22 protein-coding genes are annotated in these 25,828 nt (G+C 64.7%); 3 read left to right on the forward strand and 19 right to left on the reverse strand.

The features are described from left to right. Positions 1-16: 16 nt before the first annotated feature. From OCJ37_RS17465 to OCJ37_RS17530, 14 genes are all read right to left on the reverse strand, one after another. Complete coding sequence (locus tag OCJ37_RS17465; protein WP_263110958.1) at positions 17-616, reverse strand: hypothetical protein; 600 nt, start codon at positions 614-616, stop codon at positions 17-19. Beyond that, a complete protein-coding gene (locus tag OCJ37_RS17470; RefSeq protein ID WP_263110959.1) occupies positions 613-1,011 on the reverse strand; it encodes a GtrA family protein in 399 nt (132 codons plus the stop codon). Before OCJ37_RS17470 ends, OCJ37_RS17465 begins: the two co-directional genes overlap by 4 nt. Beyond that, a complete protein-coding gene (locus tag OCJ37_RS17475; protein ID WP_263110960.1) occupies positions 995-1,948 on the reverse strand; it encodes a glycosyltransferase in 954 nt (317 codons plus the stop codon). The genes OCJ37_RS17470 and OCJ37_RS17475 overlap by 17 nt, the downstream gene beginning before the upstream one ends. Next, a complete protein-coding gene (locus tag OCJ37_RS17480; RefSeq protein WP_263110961.1) occupies positions 1,945-2,892 on the reverse strand; it encodes a UDP-glucuronic acid decarboxylase family protein in 948 nt (315 codons plus the stop codon). Before OCJ37_RS17480 ends, OCJ37_RS17475 begins: the two co-directional genes overlap by 4 nt. A gap of 164 nt (positions 2,893-3,056) precedes the next feature. Continuing rightward, positions 3,057-3,971: an NAD-dependent epimerase/dehydratase family protein gene (locus OCJ37_RS17485; protein WP_263110962.1), complete on the reverse strand. Its 915-nt coding sequence runs from the start codon at positions 3,969-3,971 to the stop codon at positions 3,057-3,059. Next, a complete protein-coding gene (gene gmd / locus OCJ37_RS17490; RefSeq protein WP_263110963.1) occupies positions 3,971-5,011 on the reverse strand; it encodes a GDP-mannose 4,6-dehydratase in 1,041 nt (346 codons plus the stop codon). The genes OCJ37_RS17485 and gmd overlap by 1 nt, the downstream gene beginning before the upstream one ends. Before the next feature lie 115 nt (positions 5,012-5,126). Next, a complete protein-coding gene (locus OCJ37_RS17495) occupies positions 5,127-7,652 on the reverse strand; it encodes a glycosyltransferase family 4 protein (RefSeq protein ID WP_263110964.1) in 2,526 nt (841 codons plus the stop codon). Beyond that, positions 7,652-9,919: a methyltransferase domain-containing protein gene (locus tag OCJ37_RS17500; RefSeq protein ID WP_263110965.1), complete on the reverse strand. Its 2,268-nt coding sequence runs from the start codon at positions 9,917-9,919 to the stop codon at positions 7,652-7,654. The genes OCJ37_RS17495 and OCJ37_RS17500 overlap by 1 nt, the downstream gene beginning before the upstream one ends. A gap of 53 nt (positions 9,920-9,972) precedes the next feature. Next, complete coding sequence (locus OCJ37_RS17505; protein WP_263110966.1) at positions 9,973-11,262, reverse strand: ABC transporter ATP-binding protein; 1,290 nt, start codon at positions 11,260-11,262, stop codon at positions 9,973-9,975. Further along, on the reverse strand, positions 11,259-12,053 hold the full coding sequence (locus OCJ37_RS17510; RefSeq protein ID WP_263110967.1) for an ABC transporter permease: 795 nt from the start codon (positions 12,051-12,053) through the stop codon (positions 11,259-11,261). Before OCJ37_RS17510 ends, OCJ37_RS17505 begins: the two co-directional genes overlap by 4 nt. 90 nt (positions 12,054-12,143) lie before the next feature. Beyond that, entirely contained in the window at positions 12,144-15,776 is a 3,633-nt protein-coding gene (locus tag OCJ37_RS17515; protein WP_263110968.1) for a glycosyltransferase, read from the reverse strand. Next, positions 15,760-16,083, reverse strand: coding sequence for a hypothetical protein (locus tag OCJ37_RS17520; RefSeq protein WP_263110969.1), 324 nt, complete (start codon positions 16,081-16,083; stop codon positions 15,760-15,762). Before OCJ37_RS17520 ends, OCJ37_RS17515 begins: the two co-directional genes overlap by 17 nt. A gap of 45 nt (positions 16,084-16,128) precedes the next feature. Further along, on the reverse strand, positions 16,129-17,316 hold the full coding sequence (locus OCJ37_RS17525; protein WP_263110970.1) for a cystathionine gamma-synthase: 1,188 nt from the start codon (positions 17,314-17,316) through the stop codon (positions 16,129-16,131). A gap of 82 nt (positions 17,317-17,398) precedes the next feature. After that, positions 17,399-18,769 carry a pyridoxal-phosphate dependent enzyme gene (locus OCJ37_RS17530; protein ID WP_263110971.1) on the reverse strand — a complete coding sequence of 457 codons (1,371 nt, stop codon included), beginning with the start codon at positions 18,767-18,769 and terminating at the stop codon, positions 17,399-17,401. Between OCJ37_RS17530 and OCJ37_RS17535 the strand changes: the two genes are divergently transcribed. Next, positions 18,762-18,893 (forward strand): hypothetical protein, encoded by a 132-nt coding sequence (locus OCJ37_RS17535; protein ID WP_263110972.1) that lies wholly within the window; start codon positions 18,762-18,764, stop codon positions 18,891-18,893. The two genes, OCJ37_RS17530 and OCJ37_RS17535, sit on opposite strands and share 8 nt — an antisense overlap. Positions 18,894-18,970: 77 nt before the next feature. On the opposite strand, the gene OCJ37_RS17540 is transcribed toward OCJ37_RS17535, so the two are convergent. From OCJ37_RS17540 to OCJ37_RS17550, 3 genes are all read right to left on the reverse strand, one after another. Continuing rightward, on the reverse strand, positions 18,971-19,195 hold the full coding sequence (locus OCJ37_RS17540; RefSeq protein ID WP_263110973.1) for an HP1242/YdcH family protein: 225 nt from the start codon (positions 19,193-19,195) through the stop codon (positions 18,971-18,973). 338 nt (positions 19,196-19,533) lie between these two features. Then, positions 19,534-20,430, reverse strand: coding sequence for an OmpA family protein (locus OCJ37_RS17545; RefSeq protein ID WP_263110974.1), 897 nt, complete (start codon positions 20,428-20,430; stop codon positions 19,534-19,536). Next, positions 20,427-20,819 carry a DUF4398 domain-containing protein gene (locus OCJ37_RS17550; protein ID WP_263110975.1) on the reverse strand — a complete coding sequence of 131 codons (393 nt, stop codon included), beginning with the start codon at positions 20,817-20,819 and terminating at the stop codon, positions 20,427-20,429. Before OCJ37_RS17550 ends, OCJ37_RS17545 begins: the two co-directional genes overlap by 4 nt. A 99-nt stretch (positions 20,820-20,918) precedes the next feature. Here OCJ37_RS17550 and OCJ37_RS17555 point away from each other — a divergent pair, with 99 nt between their 5' ends. Then, on the forward strand, positions 20,919-22,064 hold the full coding sequence (locus OCJ37_RS17555; protein WP_263110976.1) for a PilT/PilU family type 4a pilus ATPase: 1,146 nt from the start codon (positions 20,919-20,921) through the stop codon (positions 22,062-22,064). 111 nt (positions 22,065-22,175) lie between these two features. On the opposite strand, the gene maiA is transcribed toward OCJ37_RS17555, so the two are convergent. Both maiA and OCJ37_RS17565 read right to left on the reverse strand, forming a co-directional pair. Further along, positions 22,176-22,835 (reverse strand): maleylacetoacetate isomerase, encoded by a 660-nt coding sequence (gene maiA, locus OCJ37_RS17560; RefSeq protein WP_263110977.1) that lies wholly within the window; start codon positions 22,833-22,835, stop codon positions 22,176-22,178. 89 nt (positions 22,836-22,924) lie between these two features. After that, a complete protein-coding gene (locus OCJ37_RS17565; RefSeq protein WP_263110978.1) occupies positions 22,925-23,914 on the reverse strand; it encodes a fumarylacetoacetate hydrolase family protein in 990 nt (329 codons plus the stop codon). A 373-nt stretch (positions 23,915-24,287) separates the two neighbouring features. Between OCJ37_RS17565 and OCJ37_RS17570 the strand changes: the two genes are divergently transcribed. Beyond that, positions 24,288-25,646 carry a DEAD/DEAH box helicase gene (locus OCJ37_RS17570; protein WP_263110979.1) on the forward strand — a complete coding sequence of 453 codons (1,359 nt, stop codon included), beginning with the start codon at positions 24,288-24,290 and terminating at the stop codon, positions 25,644-25,646. Positions 25,647-25,828: the final 182 nt, after the last annotated feature.

The raw sequence follows: 25,828 nt of genomic DNA on the forward strand, positions 1-25,828 counted from the left end.
TGTTCGGATATTTCGACTACCGACATTGATAGGTCACATCAGCGGTACTGTGTCGGAACGGGTCGGTCAGGTCATCGGTGTACTGACCCATGATCAACCGCCGCTTCGGCAGCAAATGCGTCCTGTAGAAACGGCTGAAATTGGCGAAGCGTTGCCCCTTGGAGGTCAAGCGAACGCACCCGCCGCTGATGACGATCGTTCCCGACTCCAACTGTTCGGTGAGCCGGATATCGACCAATCGATGTTCGGGCATGTACTCCTTGACAAACACTTCGTGCATGCGATCGCGACGAATGCCCCCACCCCGCTGCTGCAACTTTTCCAGGATGTAGAACGAAAGCGATCGGTCGATGACCGTGGGGACGCTCAACGCAAAGGCATAGCCAGCCAGCATCCATATCGCCAGGAGTTGCACCCGCTCCAGACCTGTGAACGGCTTCAGCATGCCCGCTACCCACATCAGCGCAAAGGCCAGCCCTGCGGCGATGACCACGTCGAGCAGACTCGAGTACAACACCACGTTGACTTGGAAATAGCGCACATGCAGAAAATAGACGGCGAAGAGCGCCCCAACGTAAAGCGCGCACGACAGTAGCGCGACCAGATAACGATTCATCGAAACACCATGAATTTGTTGGCCACGAAGCTACCCGCCATCTGCATCCCTGTGGCGAGGATGAATCCAATGGTGTAGTCGAGCCCGTAACGATCGGTCCACAGATATAGAAATGAGCCATGCAGCAGCGCGATGACGCCATAAACCAACAGGAAAAGCACGCCCTGGCGGGCCACTCGGCCCTGGGCGGCGCGAAACACGAAATATCGGCTGCCAATGAAGGATGTGCCGATGCCGAACACGGCCGCAACGGCGTTGGCCACTCCCACCGAGGGAAAGTCCAGCACCTCGATGTTGAAGCGCAGCACGCTGTAGTGGACCAGCGTCGCCACTACCCCATTGAGGCCGTAGCGCAGAACCTCGCTAGCCAGCGCGCGTTCAACCGGGCCTCGCATGTAGGACCTCTGCGACGAACTCGCGATAACCGCCGGAAAGCAACACGCCGCCGCCGCGTACGATGCCCGACAGCATCAGAATGATCAGCGTCAGCGCGCCGGTCTGCAGGAACACCAAGAGCAAGATTCCGGAGACGATCGAGAACCAGCCCGGGGTGGCGAAACCGATCGCCTTCAGAATAAGCGCGAGCATGGCGCCACAGACGGTCAGCGCTGCCACCAGAGTGCACGCGATCCCGACCCGGACGAGTACGTCCTCGGCGAAGACCATCAACGCCCTGAACCCATGCAGCGCCAAGCCGACAAAGTTCATCTTGCTGCGGCCCGCGTAGCGCGGTCCTCTATCCAGGGCACAGGTACTGACGCGCAGCTTGGAGTTGAGCACGCAGGCCGCGACGTGGGTCCACAGCTCCTGCATCGCCGCAAGTCGCTGTACCGCCGACATCTTGGCGGCCATGAAGTTGCCGAAGCTGATCTTTCGACCGCTGAGCAACGAGAATAGCCACTTGTACACGACGTAAAAAGCCCGGAATCGCAACGTCTCGACTCTGCTCTTGCGCGTGGCCACAACGACATCGACCTCGGGATCGTCGAGCCGCTTGATCAATTCGCTAATGCTCTGCGGCGTATCCTCCCCATCCGAATCCATTACGACGACGTACTGATCGCCGGTGAAATTTTCCGCCACGTAGCCGAGGCCGATGGCGATCGCGCGTTGGTGGCCGACGTTCCGACGCAGCTTGATGACCACACCTTCGAGCCCGGCTGCGGCGATCGCACCGGGACTGAGTGGCTGCCGAACCGAACCATCATCCACGGCGACGACGTACACACCGGAACCCTGGCTGCTCTTGAGCTCATGAAATAGCCGCGAGGATGCTTCAAGGTCCTCGAACACCGGCATCACGACCACCAGCGATGGCGAAAGCGGACTCATTGCTGAAGCCGCCTGCGGAAGTACGCGATTGTCTCCTTCAGGCCATCTTCGAGAGCGACCTTCGGCTGCCAGCCCAACTCGGATTTCGCCAAGGCTATGTCTGGCTGGCGCTGCTTCGGATCGTCCGCGGGGAGGGGCTGGAACACGATCCTGGAAGTTCCGCCCACCAGCTTGAGCACGGTTTCAGCCAATTGCAACATCGTGAACTCGCCCGGATTGCCGATATTCACCGGACCAGTGAAATCGGCGCGACTTTCCATCAACTTGAGCATGCCATCGATCAGGTCGTCGACATAGCAAAAGCTGCGCGTCTGAGTACCGTCGCCATAGATGGTAATCGGCTCGCCCCGCAGCGCCTGGACGATAAAGTTGCTGACCACGCGTCCATCATTTGGATGCATGCGGGGGCCATACGTATTGAAGATGCGCATCACCTTGATTTCCAGGTGGTGCTGGCGCCAATAGTCGAAGAACAGGGTTTCCGCGCAGCGCTTGCCCTCGTCGTAGCAACTGCGTATCCCGATCGGATTGACGCGCCCCCAATAGCCCTCCACCTGAGGGTGGATCTCCGGATCGCCATACACCTCGCTCGTGCTTGCCTGCAGGATCCTTGCATTGACGCGCTTTGCCAGCCCCAACATATTGATCGCACCGTGCACGCTGGTCTTGGTGGTCTGCACAGGGTCATATTGGTAGTGCACGGGCGAGGCCGGACATGCGAGATTGTAGATTCGATCCACTTCAACGTAGAGAGGGAAGGTAACGTCGTGCCGCAGAAGTTCGAAACGGGAATTGTTCATCAACCCGGCGACATTCTGCTTGCGGCCGGTATAGAAGTTGTCGACGCAAAGCACATCGAAACCGGAGGCTATCAGGCGATCGCACAGGTGCGAACCCAGAAATCCCGCTCCGCCGGTAACCAACACCCTGTCATTTTCCGACATTGCTAATCCTCAATAGTACGTAACGCGCCGCCCGCTCGACGCAGCGGGCAATCGCAGGAATTATTTACGCGAGTTACAGGTGACCGAAGAAAATCGCCCGCCCCATTCCCAATCCAGCCAGTCGCGCGTCGGCTGATTGCCGCCCCGCAACCGGCTGCGAACCCTCAATCGCCGCTCAGCATCCAGCCCAATGTCTGCTCCAGCGCAGGACTGCTCCAAGGACCAATCAACTGCTGCAACAGGCTATTGTCGCCCCGCAGCACCTTTACCTCGTTTTGGCGCACAAACGCAGGATTGACCTTCACCGTCAAGGAGTGCCCGGTGATGTTCTCGCACATCGAGATGACTTCCCCCAGAGAATGGGCTTCGCCCGAGCAGACGTTGACGGTCTCGCCCACCGCCCCTTCTGCGCTCAGCAACCTGCGATATGCCTGGACTACCGCCCTTACATCGCTAAAATCCCGCCATACGGCCGTATTGCCCAGCTCGATGCTGGATTCCCGTCGGCGGAAATGGGCGACGATCTTAGGGATCAGGAAGTTCTCGGCCTGTCCTATCCCCGTATAGTTGAATGGCCGAGTCAGCACGATGGGCAGTCGTCCCATCCAAAGCTTCGCCACGTACTCCATTGCAAGCTTGCTCACGGCATAGTCGTTCGCGGGGGCAGCGGGCGTCGCCTCGTTCAATACGCCCGCGGAAGCGTTCCCGTAGACATTTGCGCTACTGGCCAGCAAGACCCGCTCGGGCATGACCGCGCTCGACGCGAGTGCTTCGAGCAGGTTGCGGGTGCCGATCAGATTCACGTTGTAGAAGTCGCTGGCGCCGCCATGCCCGACGAACGCCATTGCCGCGAGATGTATCACGAGCTCCGGACGCACCTCGGCCATCAGCCTCGCCAAGGCATCTTGATCACGAAGGTCCACCGCCAGCAGCGAGCTGCCGTCTTGCATCGGATTCCCGGAAGTAGGCCGCCCCAGGCCGATCACCTCGTAACCATGCGCTTGCAACTCAGCTTGCATGTAGCGACCGGTGAAACCATTTGCTCCGGTCAATAACACGCGTTTACCAAGAGCGCTCATCAGAATGAAAAACCCTGTTGGTTGCGGCGCATGTCGGCTTCGACCATCATCGCACTGAGCTGTTCCAGTGTCGTCGACGGTTCCCAACCCAGCTTGGCCTTGGCCTTGGCGGGATTCCCGATCAACAACTCGACCTCAGCGGGCCGATAGAACTTCGGATTCACCGCGACTAGCGTCTTGCCGGTGGCCACGTCGATGCCCCGTTCGTGCTCGGCTTCTCCTTTCCAAACGAGTTCGATGCCCGCAGCCCGCGCCGAAAGGTCGACGAAATCGCGCACCGTCTCGGTTCGATTGGTAGCCAGCACAAACGTATCCGGCTCGTCGGCCTGGAGCATCCGCCACATTCCTTCCACGTATTCCTTCGCAAATCCCCAGTCGCGCTTCGCGTCCAGATTGCCGAGCTCGAGCTGCTCCAGTTGCCCGAGCTTGATCTTGGCGATCGAATCGGTGATCTTCCGGGTCACGAACTCGCGAGCGCGCAACGGCGACTCGTGATTGAACAGGATGCCGCTGGTGGCGAATATCCCATAGGATTCCCGGTAGTTCACGGTCATCCAATGGGCATACAGCTTGGCCACGCCGTATGGACTGCGCGGATAGAACGGAGTCTCTTCCACCTGCGGAATCGCCTGAACCTTGCCGAACATCTCAGAGGTCGACGCTTGGTAGAAGCGGATCTTCGGATCGACGATCCGGATGGCCTCCAGCAGATTGACGGCGCCGATGCCGGTGATCTCGGCCGTGGTCAGCGGCTGATCGAAGGATACGCCCACGAAGCTCTGAGCTGCCAGGTTGTAGACTTCCTTCACGCCCGTCGCCTGCAACAGGCGGATGCTCGACGAAAGATCGGTCAAATCGTACTCGACAAGATGCAGGTCGGGATGCTGTTCGATTCCCAATTCCCCAATCCGCCAAAAATTCACCGAACTGGAACGACGATACGTCCCGTAGACGGTATAGCCCTTGGTCAACAGCAGTTGCGCCAGATACGCGCCATCTTGCCCGGTGATCCCTGTGATGATTGCGCTCTTGTTGCTCATTTTATTCTCTTCAAACATGGAAAGATTCACGCCCGGCGCCGTATCGACAACTCGCCAGCGCCTGGAGGACGGGGGCCGACATCCATCGCAGGGACTATCTTAAGCGATCGCATGCTCACGGTCCTGCCGCCTGCCGGGGCGCGGCGCCGGCGGGCGCCAAAAGGCCGCCAGCCAGTTCCGCCGCGCTTTGCTGCCAGGTCAGCCATTGCATGGCGGCCGTCGTCGGATGGTCTCCTGCGCGAAACTTGGCGGTCCAATCGAGGATGGCCGCGCAGATCGCCTCGGGAGAGCGGCCGTCGAAGTAAGCGGCCGACGTGCCCGCCACCTCGCGGAATACCGGGATGTCGCGGACAAGCAAGGGCATACCCCGTTGCGCCGCCTCGACGAGGGGCAGGCCGAAACCCTCCGCGTACGAGGCCGCGAGCAAGCAGCTGCACACCGCGTACAGCCGCTCGAGGAATTCATCGCTGATCCCGGCCAACCAGAAGAGCCGCCGCCCTTCTTCGGGATGCTGCCGCAGGCGGCTGCATAGCTCGTCCACCAGCCAGCCCTGCTTGCCGACGATGACAAGGACTTGGTCGTGACCCTCCGCCCAGAGTCGCTCGAATGCGTCAAGCACCTGCGCATGTCCCTTCCTGGGCTCCAGCGTGCCGACCATGAGAAAGCTGACCGAGGCCGCGAGCTGATCCAGCAGTGCCTGCCCATCCTCCGGGAACCCGCGGCTCGGCGAACTTCCCTGGATGTCCGCGCCGAGATGGAACCAGGAAACCTCCGGCCGCTTTTCGAGCCGGTTCTCGTCCATCCATGCCAACACATCGTCGGCAGTGGCCTTCGATATGCAAAGCAGCAGGTCGCCAGCATGCACGATGCCGCGCAACCAGCGCTCGTGATGGCGCCCTCCCTGCCCGGGCCACCACTCGGGATTGCGCACCGGCAGCAGGTCGTAGACGACGAACGCCACACGCACTCCAGCGGCGTGAAAATAGTCGAACCAGTCCGGCAGAAGGCCGACGCCATCCCCTACCAGATCCAGACCCAGGAATATGTCTCCGGCATGGCAGACCAACGGAGTATCCTCGCAGGGCGCTTCGGTTCCAAGCAACTGGCCGGCATAGCTGTTGGCGCATACGTAGCGCCTGTTATCCCGATCGATGCGCACCAGCTGCACCGCATACCCTTCAGGGGGCCGTGCGCACCACTCCATCGCAATGGCGCGGGTAACGCGCTGAATACCGGTCTTGAGATCATTCAATGCCAGCTCGGTCACATCGAGCATGATCTTGGGTAGCGGAGTCGGCAACGAGCGGTCGATCGAGTCGGCCAAGGCAGCCAGTTCGCCATCGGACTCATCGAACGACTCGGCCAGTTTGGCCTGCAGCTCGGCGACGATCGTCTCGAGTCCGTGCTTGTGGACAGGAGCCAATGCGAGATGGATCTGCTCGCAGGCGTCCCAGAACTTCCGAGCCACATCCTCCCAGGAAAAGTCCAAGGCGCGAGAACGCGAGTACACGCGCAACTCATCCAGCGCTTCTGCATTGTCCAGGTAGAAGGACATCAGCGCGCGCATTCCATCGACGTGGTACGGATCGAACAACGCGACCGATCCGGCCATCACCTCCTTTATGCTGGAGACATTCGACGCCAGTACCGCCGCACCGCACGTCATCGCCTCCAGCACCGGCAAGCCGAAGCCTTCGTGCCAGGAAGGGAAGACGAAAAAATGACAGGCGCTGTAAAGAGCCGTCAGCTCCTCCTCGGAGACGTAACCCGTGAACACCAGTTCGTCGGAGCCAAGACCCGCGTTCGCGCCCAACGACCGAAGCGCTTCCACGTGCGACGCATGCATGCGACCGGCCAGCACCAGGCGATACTGCATCCGTTGCCGAGGCTCCAGCCCCGCATATGCCTCTACCAGCCTCTTAAGATTCTTCCGCTCATCGGAGCCGCCCGAGTAGAGAATGAAATCCCGATCGAGCCCGAATCGCGCTCGGACGTCGCGTATCGCTGGCGAATCTTCGGGCATGCCGTGGAAAGAGCCGTCGCATGCAGCAGAAATATTGAACACATTCGCAGGATCGGCATTCGCGGCCTCGACGACCTCCGCTAGCGCCGTCTCGGAGATCGTCAACAGCGCATCGGCGTAGCGCAGTTGGTCCAACTTTTCCTCGTAGAAGCGCTTGTAAGATGGAACGGGATCCAGATAGATCCCCGGATGCAGCAAGGGAATCATGTCGTAGGAGGTGACCACCGTCGGGACGTGCAGCAGGCGTCCGATGCTGGCTATGGCGTTGTCTCCGAAGCCGTCGAACATGCTCGAGACGTGCACCAGGTCCGGTGCCAGGGCGGCTATCGCCGCCTCCCTGATCAGCTCCGCCCGCCTGATCCTCTTGTGATTCGCCGGATACATACCTTGCACCGGCAGCGGAACGTGCCAGACATGGATGTTTTCCTTAGGCAGGATTCCATCGAACCCGGAACGTATCGCTGCGACGGTATCCGCAAAAGCGCCGTTGAGCACTATGTGGACATCGTGCCCGCGGTTGTCCCGTGCCGCGGCAAGCGCCAGCGCAAGGGAATAGCGGCCGATGCCGCGATAGCGGCTTTCGGATTGCGCCCCTTGCAGGTCCATGACGATACGCATTACTTGCCCACCCCACTGTTTTCGGTATCGCGCTTCAGCTGCGCATACAGCGTTCGCCCCCTTGCGGACAGCCTGGAGACCACCTGTTCCTGCTCAAGGTCCGAGAACGACGAAACCTGCCCCAGGAGGTGAGGCACGAAGACAGGCGCGATTTCAGGAGCGGCGACTTCCACGCCTTGGCTGGTCGCGAGCGAAACCAACCTTTGATGCAACGGAGGGACCAATTTCGTCACCTTGCCCAAGGCGCGCGCGGCCACGGGATTCCCTGCGATTCGGTGCATCAACCTCTTGAGATACTCGCGCCCGTAGTATCTCGGCTGCCGAACCAATCGCATGCAGCCACGCAACGGACGCGTCATCCGCCAGGAAGTGCTCGCAAGAACTTCGTTCAAGCGCATTTGCAGGTCGGCGGCCACCAGATACCAGTTGTGCGCGTTGCTCAACGACGCGTCGCGCTCCAGCGCAACGGTGCGGGCGTTCTGCTCGGCGTCGTCCTGCAGCTGTCGTGCTTTGCGCAATTTGCCGTGAGCGGCTTCCAGCTCGGCGCATTTGCGAGCGCGGTCATCCTCCAGCGCGGCGGCCACGGCCTGGGCATCTGCCAGTTCCGTCCTCACTGCATCGCGCGCTTCTCGCAGCGCCTCGACCTCCTGCTGAAGCAGTCGGATTTCCTCTTTTGCCGCTTCGAGAGCACCCACTTCGGCGTCAGCGCGTTGCCGCGGGTCGCCGCGCTCCTCGCATAGACATGCGGCGTCGTCGCGCCAGTTTCGCGCATCGTTGCACAACTCGGCCATGTAGCTGGCCAAGTCCTGATCCTGGTTGCGCAGCCCTCGCAGCACGTTGTCATAAACAGCGATGGCACGTTCCTGACTGGCAACGAGTGCATTCCATGCGGGAATGGCGGCCTCACCTCCATCGAAACCGCGAACGAACTGCTGGAGCTTAGAAAAGCTCCATTCGCTCTTGTCCAGCGAAAACAAGTTCGCGAACGCGCTTCTATATCGAACTGGCAGCACGGAGATGTCGAGCCGGGGCCGCCTCAAGGGGAACGGTTCGACCACGTGCGCCTGAACTATTTCGCGCAACGTCACCAGCAGTGAAAGCAGCAGATCATCCGGCCAGGCACAGTCCCGTGGGACCGTGGAGATCGCGCCATAGTCGATGAGCGAGACCTCGTGCCTCTCCCCCACCAATATGTTCCAGGTGCGAACATCGTTGTGATACAGGCGTGCATTCTCCAGCAAGACCAGCTGATCCAGGAGATCGTCGAATATCGCTTCATATGAGTAAGGAACGTGCTCGGCGATCAGCTCGGACAGGATTTGGCCTGGAAGCACCTCTCGCACCAACCAAAGCTCGTTACCGTCGTTTTTATTGAAAATCAGCTTCGGAGCGCGAAAACCAGCCGGAGCGCCGCCACTCAGGAACGCGACCTCGTTACCGTATTCACTCAGGTTCAACTCCGAGCGGGTGGGATCCTTCAGCGACAGGCGCTTGACCATCAGCCCGTCGGCGAAATAATAGCTCCGGGTTCCCCGGTGGCTTTTCATGGTGAGACCATGCGATTCCTGCCGCCAGGACGCGAACTTCGTCAGGCGCCCCCCCAAGAACCAGTAACTGTTGCTGGCGTAGTAGAGGGGCCGAGCGATTCCGGACAGATGCGTCTCCTGCAGCGAAATCACCCGCGTGAAGGCGTAGGAGCGCAACAGCTCGGCCGGATCCGCCGGCTGCGAAGCCGCCCAGTACAGCGGCTCCTCGCGGAGAGCGACTTCATAAATGCCTATGGTGATCCGCTCCGCGAGCGCGCCGACCAGATTGGCTATCGCATCGATTCCATGCTGGTGCACCAGATGGTGAAAGACGCTCAGTCCGAGCACGGCATCATACTGACCCGCCCGCAATGGCCCGACGGCGTCTTCGATGCTCCCGCACTCGAATTTCGCGTTGGACAGGGAATGTAGCGCCGCGAGCTCGTTGCAGACATCGATATTCGCCTGCAGGAAATCCACGCCTCGCACGGAATGCCCACGAGCGGCGAGCTGCAGGGAGAAGAACCCCTGCGCGCACCCCAGGTCCAGGATGCGCAGAGGCCGCCCGAGTTCGGCCGCCAACGCCTCGATCGCTTCGAGTATGCGCTCCAACCGGTCTTCGCATGCGCGCGAACTGCCTTCCGACAGCTCCGGAAAGCCATAGATAGGTTGGTACTTCTCGGGCAGAGAGGCCACCAGGCTGTTGATCCGTGAGACCGGCGACATCTGAATATCCATCATGGTCAAGCTCGTGTAGAAGAACTAACGGGGACGATCACGCGAGGGCGCAGCGGTCAGCTATCGACGACATCGAACGTGGCCCGCATGTCGACAATGCCCCAGAACTGCATGGCCCGGGATACCTCGATCAGGATTGAATCGTAGCGACGGTCCAGCGGCACCAGCTCGGACATCGGATCCCCCGACGAAATCCCGAGCGAGATCATGTAGTTGCCGGCATTCAAGGCAAGCGGCAAAGAGAATCGGTAGACGACGACATCGCCTGCGCCGCCCTTTATCGTCGCGTCGCCTTCCGAGGCCAGGAAGGAATTCGTGCCATAAAGGAAAATTCCTTCCAGCGTCTTGATCAGGAAGCCAGGAACCGCGCATTCTACGTCCTGATCAAATCGCACCTTCACCAGGAAGTCGACCCGACTTTGGCTTTCGATCCGATTAGGGAACGCTTCGCCGTCGCACACCACCGCATAGTCGATTATGCTCGCGCCGCCGCTTCCCCAGCGATGTTCGCCCTTGTTGTAGTACGGGCGCTGGCTGAACATGTCCTCAGCACTCGTGTCCATGACCTTGTCCAGCTGCTGCCCCGCCCCGGCGCTCCTGGATTTGGTGGCTGCACTCTTCCCGAACAGTTCATCCAGGTAGAGATTGGACACGTCGCGGGACGGACCGTCGGCAAATACCGTGCCGTCCTTGATGAAGATGGCGCGCTCGCAATGCTTGACGATATCGCCGACCGCATGACTGACCAGGATCAACGTCGCGCCCTGTTCCTTGAACTCCTGAATGCGGCGGAAGCATTTGGCCTGGAAATACGCGTCGCCGACCGACAATGCCTCGTCGATAATCAATATGTCCGGCTGAAACGCGGTCGCCACGGCAAAGGCCACGCGCACCTGCATGCCACTGGAATAGGTCCGCACGGGTTCGTCGAAGTATTCCCCGATCTCGGCAAAAGCCTCGATAGCAGGCATCGCCGCTTCGATCTGATCTTGACCGTAGCCCATCAGACCCGAGGAATGAACGGCGTTCTGACGGCCAGTCAGATCGGGATTGAAGCCCATCCCCAGTTCCAGAATGGCCGCGATGCGCCCCCTGCGGCTGACCTTGCCCTCGGTAGGATGCGAGGTCCCGGTAATCAGCTTCAGCAGGGTGCTCTTGCCGGCGCCGTTGCGCCCCACGATGCCTACCGACTCCCCCGGACCGATGGAGAAGGACACTCCCCTGAGCACCCAATGCTCTTCGCGTGGCTTTACCGGAAGACCGAACCAGCTGCCGGCGCGCAACCATTCGCTGCCCCAAACCCGGTACGACTTGCCGATATTCTGCACATGAAGCTCGCCGGTCATAGCGCATCCACCATTTCCGGGCTCGCGCGGCGGAATACGGTCAGCGAGATCAAAGCCAGCACAAGCGTTGCCACGATCATGCCCACCAGTTCCCGCCACAGCGGCGCGGTATCGTAAAGCAGGACGTTTTGGTAACTGGTGACCAATGGATAGAGCGGATTCATCTTGAACCAGTGTTGAGCCGATTCGGGGAAGATTCGGATGTTGTATACGACAGGCGTAAACCAGAACAGCGCCTGCAGCACGACCGGGACAACCTGCCCGATATCGCGCATGAAGACGTTCATGACGCCGAGCAGCAAGCCGATGGACATGGCGAAGCTCAAGGTGAGCAGCATCAGAGCGGGCAGCCAAAGCACCTTCTCCTGAGGGAAGTGGCCCAGTACCGCGAACACCACGAATATGGCCACCAGCAACAACAGGTTGTTGATGAGAATCGTACCGCCGGCAATGAAAGGCAGGCATATCCGCGGGAAAGCGACCTTCTTCATCAGGTTTCCGTTTTCTATGAACAGCGTGCCTCCGCGGGTAATGGTCTCCGAGAACATGCTCCAGCACAGCGTTCCGGCCATCAGATACAGCGCATAAGCGTACTTGCTGTCCATTCCTGGCAGTTTCGCCGATAGGACCTCGGAAAGGATCGTGGCGAAAATCAGCACCTGCATCATCGGGTGGATGATCATCCATAGCGCGCCGAGCTTGCTCTGCGCGAACCTGGAGCGGAATTCGTTCCTGATGGAGGACAGGACGAAGTTCCGGTATGCCCATAGCGATAGCAACATATCCTTCATGGCAACATTATTCCCAGCAAGTCGAAGTTCGCGCAGCCATCCAGACCCGCCTACGCGGCAGCCTGGGCATGGACAGTTTTCGCGGCGCGGTCACGAGACGTGCCCGGTGCGGTACGCATTCGCGCGCTCGGGCAGAACCGGCCCGCCGTGCAGCACCGGCCCGTCGTGCAGCGCTGTTGAGCAGGTTGCGCGACGCGCGGAGGCATCCCACGCAATGGCTTTCATCATATTCCACAAGCGCCGCCCGAGCCGCGAGTACCGGCGCGCATCGCGCCACCTCGCGAAGCGTTGCTCCGCCCCCCAGCCCTGGCCGCGAAAACTCGCCGCCAGCGCATCGACCAAACGTCTCGCGGCGTCCGGCTCCAGGTGCTGGACCGGAAACGGCCAGGCGACGCGTTCGGAGATGCTCAGCACCGGTCGCTCCAACGCCAGGGCGCGACGCGCGACCAAGGGGAGCCCGTCGGGTTGCGCGTCGCCGATCAGCACCACGGCAGCGACATCGGCCAGTTCCTGCTCATCCGTGCATGCGCTGATCCAGGGTTCGTCGGCATTCGGCGGCGGCGTGTCCGCCAGCAAGACGAGCGAGGCATCGCCGATCTCCAGCCGCAAGCGGCCGATTGCGCCGATCAGCGATTGCAGTTCCCGATCCCAGGCGCCGCTCGTTACGGCGAGCACGCGGCGCGGCACCGCAGTACGGGACTCGCCCGGCGCCATCGCCGCATCCTCCATCCCGTAAGGCAGGATCGCTGCGTTGTTCACGATGCCGTGCGCGCGCAGCACGTTGAGCGCGCCGATGGCGGGCACCAGGACGCGATCGCAGGCCTGGAGCGCCTGGCGAAAGGTGCCGCTCTCCCACGCCTCTTCGCCTGCCAGCCCATGCAGCATGGCGACCACGACTCGTCCGTCGTGCCGCTTCTGCCGTTCCACCAGTGCGGAAAACCGGTCTGCTTGCACCAGCCCGCGATGGAGCTGGAGCACCACTACGTCGGGAGCCAGCACATCCAGCTGCGCATCCAGCTCGGATAGCGCATCCGGCCCCTGCGGCCGCCAGCAGTGCTCCAGTTCCGGTACAGGCGCCACCGGCGCGCCTGCGGCCCAGGCCAACCGGAAAATCCGTGCATCCATCTGCCCCACCAGGCCCAATGCATGCGCGGTCACGGCGCAGTCTTGCTGCCAAGGACCTACCCACGCCACCGATAGCGCGGTCGCGGCCATTGGCAGCGCCGCCACCTCTCTGGTGAACCCGATCAACCGGCGTGCCACATCGCCCCAGCCAAACTTGGCCCGCAGCAATTGCTCGCCGCGGCGAACGCGCTGGGCGCGCTCGCTTGCGCCGAGCGAATGCAGTTCCCTAAGCAAGGAAGCCAGGTGAGCACGCGAAGGTTCGGCCCAGACCGACTCGGGCAGATCGAACAGGGTCGCAGCGGATGCGAATTCGTAATCCAGCAGCCACGCGGTTTCGGGCGTGCAGAAGTCGCACTGCCCTCCCCATCCGGTGGTGATCACCGCCAACCCCGACATCATCGCCTCCGCCATCGGCAGCCCGAACCCCTCCGCGCGACTGGGCGCTACCATCACGTGGCACTGGGAATACAGCCCCTGAAGCTGCGCGTCGGAGAGATCCTCTTCAATGATCTCCACATGCGGGAATCCGGGCCTGGAAGCCCGCGCGGCCGCCAGCCAGCGCTCCACCTGATTCTGTGGGTTGGCGAAGGTCTTGATGACCAGGGAAACGTCGTCGTCCTCGCTGAATGCGTCGCCGTATGCCTGCAGCAGTACGTCCACGCCCTTGCGGGGGAGACAGGAGGAAACATGCAGGAAGCGGAACCGCCTGGCCTTCAGTTCGAAGTCCGCGTGGGCTGGAGCGCGCCGCCAATGGTCGACACCGGCGCCGCACACGGAAATCGGCAAGCCGACTCCATTGTCGATCAACACCTTCTTGACGTGCGCCGAGAGCGCCGAGGCGCCCTGCAGGAATTCGTTGAAATCGTCGACCCATTCGCAGGGTAGCTCCGACTCCTCCCAAGCGTAGGCATGCAACAGGTTGAAACGTGAACTCATATCCTGCACGCGAGGCGGATACAGCAGGCGGCTGCTGACATCGGCCGCCGTCGGATCCAGGGCAGCGGCCCGGCGATGCAAGTCCGCGATCTCGGGCTCTCGCGTCAGAAAGGCGGGGTCAGGTTCGAAATCCCCGTCGCCGTCTGTGCAGTGCAACGCCACCTGCACGCCTTCGCGATGCAGGGCGAGCGCAATCTCCCGGTTGACCAAGGCCAGGCTGTAGCTGCTGTCGAAGGGCCCCTCCACGCGCCAGGAAAGCGTTGAAGGCAACGGCTGCATGCGCCGGAGCGCTTCCAGCGCGGTTTCCTGGTTCGCGGCAATCGCCGCCGCCGCCGCCATCAAGTCGCAGGTCGGGGCGGCGTTCCCGGTCGACAGGTCGTGCACCAGTTCCTTGACCAGCGCGGCCTCGTTCGTTTGCATGTCCGCATGCAGCGCCCTCCAGGGCCGCGGCGACGTACGCTGCCGATGACAGCTCTCGAACGCATCGAGGGCGCGCGCGGCCGTCGCGGACCAGGAAAAGGTCGACGCTTGGCGCAGGCCGTGGGCACGAAGATCCCGCGCGAACTCCGGCGTATCGAGCACTCGCTGGATCGCGCCGGCGATCGCGCCGACATCCGTCGGATCGAACAGGGCATCGCGCCTTCCTATCACTTCCGGAATGCTCGTCAGCGCCGAACCAATGACCGCCGTTCCGCACGACATAGCCTCAAGCGCGGGCAGTCCGAAGCCTTCCTGCAACGAGGGAAACACGAACAACTCGGCGCCGCAGTAAAGCTCGACGAGTTGCTCATCGGACACATGACCGGTCAACACGATGCGATCTGGCGCCACGCCAAGGCGCCGCGCGACCAGCGCCAGACGCCCCTTCTCCAGTTCGGACAGGCCGCCGACTATCACCAGCTGATGCTGCGACAGCAGGCGTCCCGGCAGTGCGGCGTACGCCGCCAGCAGGCGCTCCAGGTTCTTGCGCGGATCCATGGCCCCGCTGTAGATCAGGTACTTGCCGCGGATCCCGAACGCCGCCGACAACCTGGCGCGAAGCAGATCGTTCACCGGGACCGGACGAAACGTCTCCGACGCCGCCGACGAGATGTTCACGACGTTTGGCCGCAGCCGCAGAGTTTCCAGCGCGTCCTGCCTGACGTATTCGGAGATGGCGAGCAGCACCTCGGCACGCTCCAGCGATTCGAGCTTGGAGGCATACCACTGCCTGACCCAATCGGCATTCAGATAACTCGGATCATGAAGCGGGATCAGATCGTACAGCGTCGCAGCGGTCGGCCTGGGACAGGGACGCACGCCGATGGAAGTGACCGCCGCCTCCTGCGCGCCTTCCATCAGGCTCGATACATGCACCAGGTCCGGCTGCAGATCCTGCAGGAATGCCTCTCTGATCCGCTCGGACGCATGACGGCGCCAGGCATTGGCCGGGTCGCGCCAGTGCGCGGGCTGAACTGAGCGGAAGGTTACGAACCGCTCGCGCGGCAACAGGCTCGCGATCCCCTCCAGCTTGTCGCGCTCCATGTCCGCGTTGCTCACCACCCAGAACTCATGCCCGCGCGGCTGCCTGAGCATGGCCTCCGCAAGCGCCAGGGAGTATCTGCCGATGCCTCTGTGCTTGCTCTGCGTTTGCACTCCCTGGAGATCAATCAGAATGCGCACGCTTCCCGTCCTCAGTAGCGGCCGCTGCCTGGAGCTGGGCGAAGATTCGCGCGGCGCGCGAGGAAAGCTGCATCGGACCGCCCGGGCCGCGACTGCGCCCGTTGATCGCGATGTGGCGATGCCCCATGTCCGCCGCCAATCCGGCGCGCACGGCAAAGCGCTTCAGCGCCAGCAGCACGCCCGGATGGAGAGAAAGCATGCGTAGCGCCGCGTTCTTCAATCGAGGCCGCAGCAGCGCATATCGCATCAACCCCACAAGCATCGCCATAGGCTTGCGGCTTTGCGACGAAGGCGGGTGCACGTCCACTTCAGGCCTCGTTGCGGCCGGTCGGCAGGCGACGACTGCGGCAAATCACGAGCCCAGGGCCCGTTGCAGGTCGCGCCGCAAATCCCCCACATCCTCCACCCCCACGCTCAACCGCACCAGCGCATCGCTGATGCCGAGCTGGGCGCGCCGTTCCACCGGCACCGAGGCATGGGTCATCACCGCGGGATGGTTGACCAGGCTCTCCACGCCGCCCAGCGATTCGGCCAGGGTGAACAGTTCGGTGCGTTCGCAGAAACGCTTGGCCGCGTCGAAGCCGCCCTTGAGCACGATCGAGACGATGCCGCCGAAGCCGGACATCTGTTGCTGCGCCAGGGCGTGCTGCGGGTGCGAGGCCAGGCCGGGGTAGATCACCTTCTCCACGGCAGGATGGCGTTCCAGCCACTGCGCCAGCGCCAGCGCGTTCTCGCAATGCGCGCGCATGCGCAGCGGCAGGGTCTTGAGCCCGCGCAGCGCCAGGAAGCTGTCGAACGGGCCCTGCACGCCGCCCACCGAGTTCTGCAGGAACGCCAGCTGCTCGGCCAGTGCGGCGTTGGCGCCGACCACGGCGATGCCGCCGACCATGTCCGAGTGGCCGTTGAGGTACTTGGTGGCCGAGTGCACGACGATGTCCGCGCCCAGTTCCAGCGGGCGCTGCAGCATCGGCGAGGCGAAGGTGTTGTCCACCACCACCAGCAGGCCGTGCTGGCGCGCGATCGCGGCGATCGCGGCGATGTCGACGATCTTCAGCATCGGGTTGGTGGGGGTCTCGATCCACACCATCCGGGTCTTGGGCGTGATCGCCGCGGCGAACGCGGCCGGATCGGTCAGGTCGACGAAGCTGAAGTCCAGGGCGGCGGTGCGCCGGCGCACGCGCTCGAACAGGCGGTAGCTGCCGCCGTACAGGTCGTCCATCGCCACCACGTGGCTGCCGCTGTCCAGCAGCTCCATCACCGTGGAGGTGGCGGCCATGCCGGAGGCGAACGCGAAGCCGCGGCTGCCGCCTTCCAGCGCGGCGACGCAGCGCTCGTAGGCGAAGCGGGTCGGGTTGTGGGTGCGCGAGTACTCGAAGCCCTGGTGTTCGCCGGGGCTGGACTGGGCGTAGGTGGAGGTCGCATAGATCGGCGGCATCACCGCGCCCGTGGACGGGTCCGGATGCTGGCCGCCATGGATCGCCAGGGTCGCCAGCGACAGCGCAGGGCCGTCGCCATTGGGTTTGGACGCGTTGTCCGTCATGAGGGGTTCCCGGAGAAGGGGCGTGATTCTAGCAGCGCGGTCTGAACGGCCCCATGTACCGGGGCCGCTCGCGAGACCACCGTCACTGCACGCGGCGGCGCAGGTAGTTGAGCAGGTCGATGCGGGTGATCAGGCCGAGGAAGGCGCCTTCGTTCATGACGATGGCGACCTGGCCGCGGTCGAACACCGGCAGCAGCGCTTCGATCGGCGATTTCACGTCGAGCCGGTCGAGCTTGCTGACCATGGCCGTGGAGACCGGGTCGCGGAACCGCGCCTCGTCGCCGTAGACGTGCAACAAGACGTCGCTTTCGTCGACGATGCCGACCAGTTGGTCGCCGTCCATCACCGGCAGCTGCGACACGTCGTACAGCTTCATGCGCTGGTAGGCGGTGGTCAGCAGGTCGTTGGGGCCGACCACCACGGTGTCGCGCTGGCTGTACGGGCGCAGGATCAGGTCGCGCAGGTCGCCGTGCTGCGGGCGCTCCAGGAAGCCGTTGTCCAGCATCCAGTAGTCGTTGTACATCTTCGACAGGTACTTGTTGCCGGTGTCGCAGACGAACACCAGCACGCGCTTGGGCTCGGTCTGCGCGCGGCAGTACTTCAGCGCCGCGGCCAGCAGGGTGCCGGTCGAGGAGCCGCCGAGGATGCCCTCCTTGGCCAGCAGCTCGCGCGCGGTGTGGAAGCTCTCCGCGTCGCTGATCGAGTAGGCCTTCTTGACCCGGGTGAAATCGGAGATCGCCGGCAGGAAGTCCTCGCCGATGCCCTCCACCAGCCAGCTGCCGGACTTCTCGCTGACCGTGCCCTGCTCGATGTACTCGGTCAGGATCGAGCCGACCGGGTCGGCCAGCACCAGTTCGGTGTGCGGCGAGGCGGCGGCGAAGGCGCGCGACAGGCCGGTCATGGTGCCGGAGCTGCCGCAGCCGAACACGATCGCGTCCAGCCTGCCGTCCATCTGCCGCAGGATCTCCGGGCCGGTGCCGAATTCGTGCGCGGCCGGGTTGTCGGGGTTGCCGAACTGGTTGATGAAGTAGGCGCCCGGGGTCTCGGAGGCGATGCGCGCGGCCAGGTCCTGGTAGTACTCCGGATGGCCCTTGGCCACGTCCGAGCGGGTCAGCACCACCTCGGCGCCCATCGCCTTGAGGTTGAAGATCTTCTCCCGGCTCATCTTGTCCGGCACCACCAGGATCAGCTTGTAGCCCTTCTGCTGGGCGACCAGGGCCAGGCCGATGCCGGTGTTGCCGGCGGTGCCCTCGACCAGCACCGCGCCGGGCTTGAGCTCGCCGCGGCGCTCGGCCGCCTCGATCATCGACAGGCCGATGCGGTCCTTGATCGAACCGCCGGGGTTGGCGCTCTCCAGCTTCAGGTACAGCTCGCACACGCCGGTGTCGAGCTTGCTGGCCTTGACGATGGGGGTGTCGCCGATCAGGTCGAGTACGGAAGAATGAATGGCCATCGTGTCCGGAAACATCGCGCCGTCGCAGCGGCTGGACCGGGCATTATCCGCGGTATGCGCCGGAATGTCAGACGGTGGCGCGGAAATCGGCATGAAAAAAGCCGCGATTGCGGCTTCAGGGTAGATGACGCGGACGGTGGCGAGCCGACGAGGAGGCCGGCCACCGCCCGCGACAAGTGAACGCGTCGTGGGAGAGGTGGATCAGTGGGGCTTCTGCTGCTCGTCGTACAGCCGCAGCAGCTTTTCCTTGGCCGCGAGCTTTTCCCGCTTCATCTGGGACAGGGTGAGATCGTCGATCGGCAGCACGCCGAGTTCGGCATCCATGCATTTCTTGTCCAGGGTCTTGTGGCGCTGGTACAGCTGCTTGAACTCGGGATCGGATTTGATCAGCGCGTCGATTTCGGTCTGCGATTGCCCTTCGAACATAGGAATAGCCTCCTTCAGCTGGAAACAAGAACGCCCCGGCCGGAACGGCGCGGGGCGTTGCCTGGGAGCGGAGTCGCGCGGACCGCCAGCCACTCCACCGCAACGCCCGGGCCTGCGGCCCCTGGAACGTCGTGCTGCGGTGCGTGCCACTGTTTCATCGGCCCGGTGCCTCCGTGGGACCAGGCGACGCGATGCCGCCTGGGATATCGACCCTACGCCTCCCCACCGGATCCGACAAGGGAGGCTTGCCCGCTTTCCCGCATTCAGTTGCTTGCCGCTCAGGCCCAGGGAAAAACCGCGTTAAAAACGGTTACAGGATCCGAAAACGGCCACCCGGCTCAGGGCGCGATCACCACCTCGGCGGCGCGGGCCTTGGTCGCCGGCGCCTTCTTGCCGACCGCCTGCAGCCGGCTCGCGGCGACGCCGCCGCCGACCAACGCGTCGCGCAGGGCGTCGGCGCGCTTCTGCGCCACGCCCGCATCGGCGTCGTAGGCCTCGATCCGCACCCGGCCCTTGGCGCCGATCTGCAGGTACTGCGCCAGCGCCTTGGCCTGGCCGGCGGCATCGGCGGTCAGCGCCGCCTTGCCCGCGGCGAACGCGCCGCCGGTGACGGTGAAGACTTCCCCGCGCGGCTCGAAGCGCGAAGCCGGCAGCTTGGCCCCGGCGACCAGTTCGGCCTCCTCGCGGGCCAGCTTGGCCGACTTCTGCTGCGCGGCGCTGAGCTTGGCGGTCTGCTGCCCGGCCACGCTGGTCAGGGCCAGCTCGGCGTCCTGCCGCGCCAGCTGCTCGGCCTCGGCCGCCTGGCGCAGGCTTTCGGCCTCCTCGGCCTGGATCTGCGCCTGCACCCGCAGCCGCTCGGCTTCCTGGCGCGCGCGCGCGGCCTCGCGGCGGCTGGCCTCGACCAGCAGCTCGTTGCGGGTCTTCTCCAGCCGGTCGACCTCGCGCCGCGCCAGCGCCGCGCGCGCGGCGGTCTCGGCGATCTCGACGCGGCGCTCGGCAAGATAGCGCGCGTCGTCCTGTTCCTTGCGCTTGGCCGCGGCGAACGCGGCGACCGCCTGCTGCGCCTGCAGGCGCTCGTAGGCGGCCACGTCGGCGCTCAGCGGATCGGCCTGCAGCGCGACCAGGCGCTGGTTCAGCACCGCCAGCTCCGGATCCTCGGCGGCGAAGGCGGCCAGCGGCGCGAGCAGCAACAGCAGCGCGGCCAGGCGGCCGGCCATCCCCTGGCGGCGGCTCATGGGCGGCCCTCCCCGGTGTTCAGGGTGCGCTGCAGCTCGGCCACCTCGGCCTTGCGCTGCTGCAGTTGCGCGTTCGCCACCGCCTCCTCGCTGCGTACCCGCGCCAGGTCGGCGTCGGCCGCCACGCGCAGCGCCAGCTGCGGGGCGGTCTTGCGTTGGCGGCGGTCCAGCGCCGCCTGCTGGGCCTGCTCCAGGCCCTGGCGGGCGGTGGCGATCAGGTCCGGGGCGTACTGGTCGGCGTCGGCCTGGACCGCGCGCTGCACCGCCTGCTGCGCGGTCTGCAGCTCCGGCGAGGCGACCTGGGCGAAGGCGGCGGGCGCGGCAAACAGCGCCAATGCGCACGCCATCACGTACTGCGGGCAACGGATTTGTGCGAAGCTAGTTTTCATCAAGGGGGGCCGTAGGCGGAGACGTCGAGCGCGGCCATTGTCGGAAGCCTGTGGCGCGCTTGCAACGGGCAGCCGCGGATTGTTGGGGAACCATTGCGCATGGATATCGGCTACTTCCTGAAGCTGATGACCGAAAAGAACGCCTCGGACATGTTCCTGACCACGGGAGCACCGGTCTATATCAAGATCGAAGGCAAGCTGTACCCGCTCGGCGCCACCGGCCTGCCGCCGGGCATGGTCAAGAAGATCGCCTACTCGCTGATGGACGAGGGCCAGGTGCCGCAGTTCGAGCGCGAGCTGGAACTGAACATGGCCATCGCGCTGCAGGACGCCGGCCGCTTCCGGGTCAACGTGTTCAAGCAGCGCGGCGAGGTCGGCATGGTGATCCGCGCGATCCGCAGCAAGATCCCCAGCATCGAGGAACTGCACCTGCCGCAGGTGCTCAAGGACGTGATCATGACCCCGCGCGGGCTGGTGCTGGTGGTCGGCTCGACCGGCTCGGGCAAGTCCACCTCGCTGGCGTCGATGATCGACCACCGCAACAGCACCACCACCGGGCACATCCTCACCATCGAGGACCCGATCGAATACCTGCACAAGCACAAGATGTCCATCGTCAACCAGCGCGAGGTCGGCCTGGACACCCACGCCTTCCACAACGCGCTGAAGAACGCGATGCGCGAGGCGCCGGACGTGATCCTGATCGGCGAGATCCTGGACGCGACGACGATGGAAGCGGCGATCGCCTTCGCCGAGACCGGCCACCTGTGCCTGGCCACGCTGCACTCCAACAACGCCGACCAGACCATCGAGCGCATCCTCAACTTCTTCCCCGAGAGCGCGCACAAGAACGTGCTGATGAACCTGGCGCTGAACCTGCGCGCGGTGATCTCCCAGCGCCTGGTCAAGGACAAGAACGAGCGCCGCCGCCCGGCCACCGAAGTGCTGCTGAACACGCCGATGATCCGCGACCTGCTGCGCCGCGGCCAGGTGCACGAGATCAAGCAGGCGATGGAGGAATCGCTGGAGGAAGGCATGGAGACCTTCGACCAGTGCCTGTTCCGGATGGTCAAGCAGGGCCAGATCGAGCAGGAGGAAGCGCTGCGCGCGGCCGACTCGCGCGACGGCCTGGCGCTGAAGTTCCGCCTGTCCGAGGGCGCCAGCGGCGAGCACGATCCCTACGCCGACTACGACGCCGGTAGCGGCGGCGCCAGTTCGCCGCGGATCACCCACGGTTTCGTCTGAGGGCGCGCGCCGCCGCGTCGCCCCTGTAGGAGCGGCTTCAGCCGCGACACGCTTTACCGGTAGCGCCGGTCGCGGCTGAAGCCGCTCCTACAGGTCATGGCGCAGGGTGGTTCAGCCCTGCGCATCCGGCTGCCGCTCCGGGCGCGCCGCATCGAACGCCGGCAGCGCCAGGCAGGCCTGCTCGATCCGCGCCAGGGTCGGATAGACCTGCATGTCCACGCCGAAGCGGCGCGCGTTGAACACCTGCGGCACCAGGCAGCAATCGGCCAGTCCCGGCTGCTCGCCATGGCAGAACGTGCCGGTGTCGGGCGATTCGGCGAGCAGCTGCTCCAGCGCGTCGAAGCCCAGCACGATCCAGTGCAGCATCCACTCCTCGCGCTCGGACTGCGGCACGTTCCACACGTTCTCGAAGAACCGGCCCACGCGCAGGTTGTTGAGCGGGTGGATGTCGCAGGCGATCAGCTGCGCCAGCCCGCGCACCCGCGCGCGGTCGATCGCCGCGTCGGGCAGCAGCGGCGGCTCGGGCCAGCGTTCGTCCAGGTACTCCAGGATCGCCAGCGACTGGCGGATCGGCTGGCCGTCGTGGGACAGCGTCGGCACCAGCTCCTGCGGATTGAGCCGCGCGTATTCCGGCGCATGCTGCTGGCCGCCGTCGCGCACCAGGTGCACCGGCACTGCCTGGTAGGCCAGCCCCTTCAGGTTCAGGCCGATGCGCACGCGATAGGCAGCGCTGGAACGCCAGTAGGTGTACAGCTGCAACGCTTCTTCCACGTTCCGTCCCCTCCCCAGCAGAACGACGAAGATACCGCGGACCCGGCAGCGCAGGCGCCGCCGGTCGCCCCATGCCGCCGCTGGCCGGCTCAGGGCCGGGACGCGGGCTCGATGCGCTGCTCGATCGCGCCGAAGATGCTCACGCCGTCACGGTCCAGCATCTCGATCCGCACCACGTCGCCGAACTTCATGAACGGCGTGCTCGGCTGGCCGTCGCGCAAGGTCTCGACCACGCGCTGTTCGGCGAAGCAGGAGGCGCCGCGCGAGGTGTCCTGGTTGGCGATGGTGCCCGAGCCGATCACCGCGCCGGCCGCCAGCGGCCGCGTCCTGGCCGCATGCGCGACCAGCTGCGCGAAGTCGAACTGCATGTCCTCGCCGGCCTCCGGCGCGCCGAACCAGGCGCCGTTGATGTGGGTCAGCAGCGGCAGGTGCACCTTGTTGCCGCGCCACGCCTCGCCCAGTTCGTCGGGGGTGACGAACACCGGCGACAGCGCCGAGCGCGGCTTGGACTGCACGAAACCGAAGCCCTTGGCCAGTTCGGCCGGGATCAGATTGCGCAGCGACACGTCGTTGACCAGCCCGACCAGCTGGATGTGCGCGGCCGCCTGCTGCGCATCGACCGCCATCGGCACGTCGTCGGTGACCACCACGATCTCCGCCTCCAGGTCGATGCCGTGGTCCTCGCTGACCACCTTGACCGCATCGCGCGGGCCGTAGAAGCCGGCGCTGACCGCCTGGTACATCAGCGGGTCGGTGTAGAAGCTCTCCGGCACCTCGGCGCCGCGCGCGCGGCGCACCCGCTCCACGTGCGGCAGGTAGGCGCTGCCGTCGAGGAACTCGTAGGCGCGCGGCAGCGGCGCGGCCAGTGCGGCGACGTCCAGGTCGAACTGGCCGTCGGCGCTGCCGTCGTTGAGCGACTCGGACAGCGCGTTCAGCCGCGGCGCCAAGTTGCTCCAGTCCTCCAGCGCGCGCTGCAGGGTCGCGGCGATGCCGGTGGCGCGCACGGCGCGGGTCAGGTCGCGGGACACGACGATCAGGGTGCCGTCGCGGCCGCCCTCCTTCAGGGAACCTAGCTTCATGTCCGTCCAGTGCTGGGGAGCCGATCGGGCGATTGTACGGCCACACCGGATATTGGTTGCAACTGAAACGGAGCCGCCGGCCGTCGGGAAACCTGCCGCCTTTTGTGCATTGCGCCAATTCAGCGTAGACTGGCCCGGTCTGCATGCGGCCGTCCGTTTCCCTCAGGGACCGCCGGCGAGGTCAGGATCGCTTCGATCCGCTCGCCCGCCCCGCCCGACGCCTTTCGTGGTGCCGACGAACCCGAGCGATGTGTGCTCCGGGTTGATCCACCCTCTCGCAGCGCGGTTCACGGGAACGCTCCGAGCCTCACCCTACTTGCGTCTGCACTCCGGGCACGTCCCGGCGACGGCGCGTTATCTGGAGCTTTCCTCGATGTCGTTCGAATCCCTGGGCCTGGCGCCCTTCCTGCTGCGTGCGTTGGCCGAGCAGGGCTACGAAACCCCCACCCCGATCCAGTTGCAGGCGATCCCGCTGGCGCTGGCCGGCCACGACCTGATGGCCGGCGCGCAGACCGGCACCGGCAAGACCGCCGCGTTCGGCCTGCCGCTGCTGCAGCACCTGGGTACCACCCCGCAGCCGGTCGGCCCCGGCCCGCGCAAGCCGCGCGCGCTGATCCTGACCCCGACCCGCGAGCTGGCCACCCAGGTGCACGACAGCCTGCGCGGCTACAGCAAGTACCTGCGCATCCCCAGCACCACCATCTACGGCGGCGTCGGCATGGGCAACCAGCTCGACGCGCTGCGCCGTGGCGTGGACCTGCTGATCGCCTGCCCGGGCCGCCTGCTCGACCACCTCGAGCGCCGCAGCGTGGACCTGTCGGGCATCGAGATCCTGGTGCTGGACGAGGCCGACCGCATGCTCGACATGGGCTTCCTGCCCTCGATCAAGCGCATCCTGGCCAAGCTGCCCAAGCAGAACCGGCAGACCCTGCTGTTCTCGGCCACCTTCGAGGAAGGCATCAAGCAGCTGGCCCGCGAGTTCATGCACGACCCGCAGGAAATCCAGGCCACGCCGAGCAACACCGTGGCCGACACAATCACCCACCGCGTGCACCCGGTCGATGGCGCGCGCAAGCGCGAACTGCTGCTGCACCTGCTGGCCGCCGACTCGCGCATGCAGACCCTGGTGTTCGCGCGCACCAAGCACGGCGCCGACAAGCTGACCATGTTCCTGGACAAGTCCGGGCTCAAGACCGCCGCGATCCACGGCAACAAGAGCCAGGGCCAGCGCCTGCGCGCGCTCAGCGACTTCAAGGCCGGCCGCATCACCGTGCTGGTGGCCACCGACATCGCCGCGCGCGGCATCGACATCGACCAGCTGCCGAAGGTCATCAACTACGACCTGCCGATGGTCGCCGAGGACTACGTGCACCGCATCGGCCGCACCGGCCGCAACGGCTCGCAGGGCGAGGCGGTGTCGCTGGTGGCGCAGGACGAGGCCAAGCTGCTGCGCGCGATCGCGCGCATGCTCAAGCGCGACATGGACATCCGCGACGTGCCGGGCTTCGAGCCGGTGACGCCGATCCGCTGGGGCAACAACAACCCGGCCGACGAGCGTCCGGGCGGTCAGCGCCCGCCGCGCAAGAGCACCCATGCGCGCCGCCCGCACGGCGATGCGCCGCGCCCGCACGCGCACGCCGGGGCCAAGCCGGCCGGCGCCCAGCCCAACGGCGGGCGCGGCCAGGGCCGCCGCCAGGCCAACGGCGGCAACCGCCAGCCCGGCGCGCGCTGAGGCCGCCGGCGCGATCCGCTCGCACGGATCGCGCGCTGCAAACAGACAGCCGCCCTTCGGGGCGGCTTTTTTGTGCGTGCCGCATCGGCGCCACGCGACCCTGGCGTGCACGGCATGCCGATGCGGCAGATGACATGCAGTCGAGCCGCTTCTCCAGCCAAGCCACAGGCTGCATGGGCACG

It is taken from the genome of Xanthomonas sp. AM6 (assembly GCF_025665335.1).
In the GTDB taxonomy this organism is placed as follows: Bacteria; Pseudomonadota; Gammaproteobacteria; order Xanthomonadales; family Xanthomonadaceae; genus Xanthomonas_A.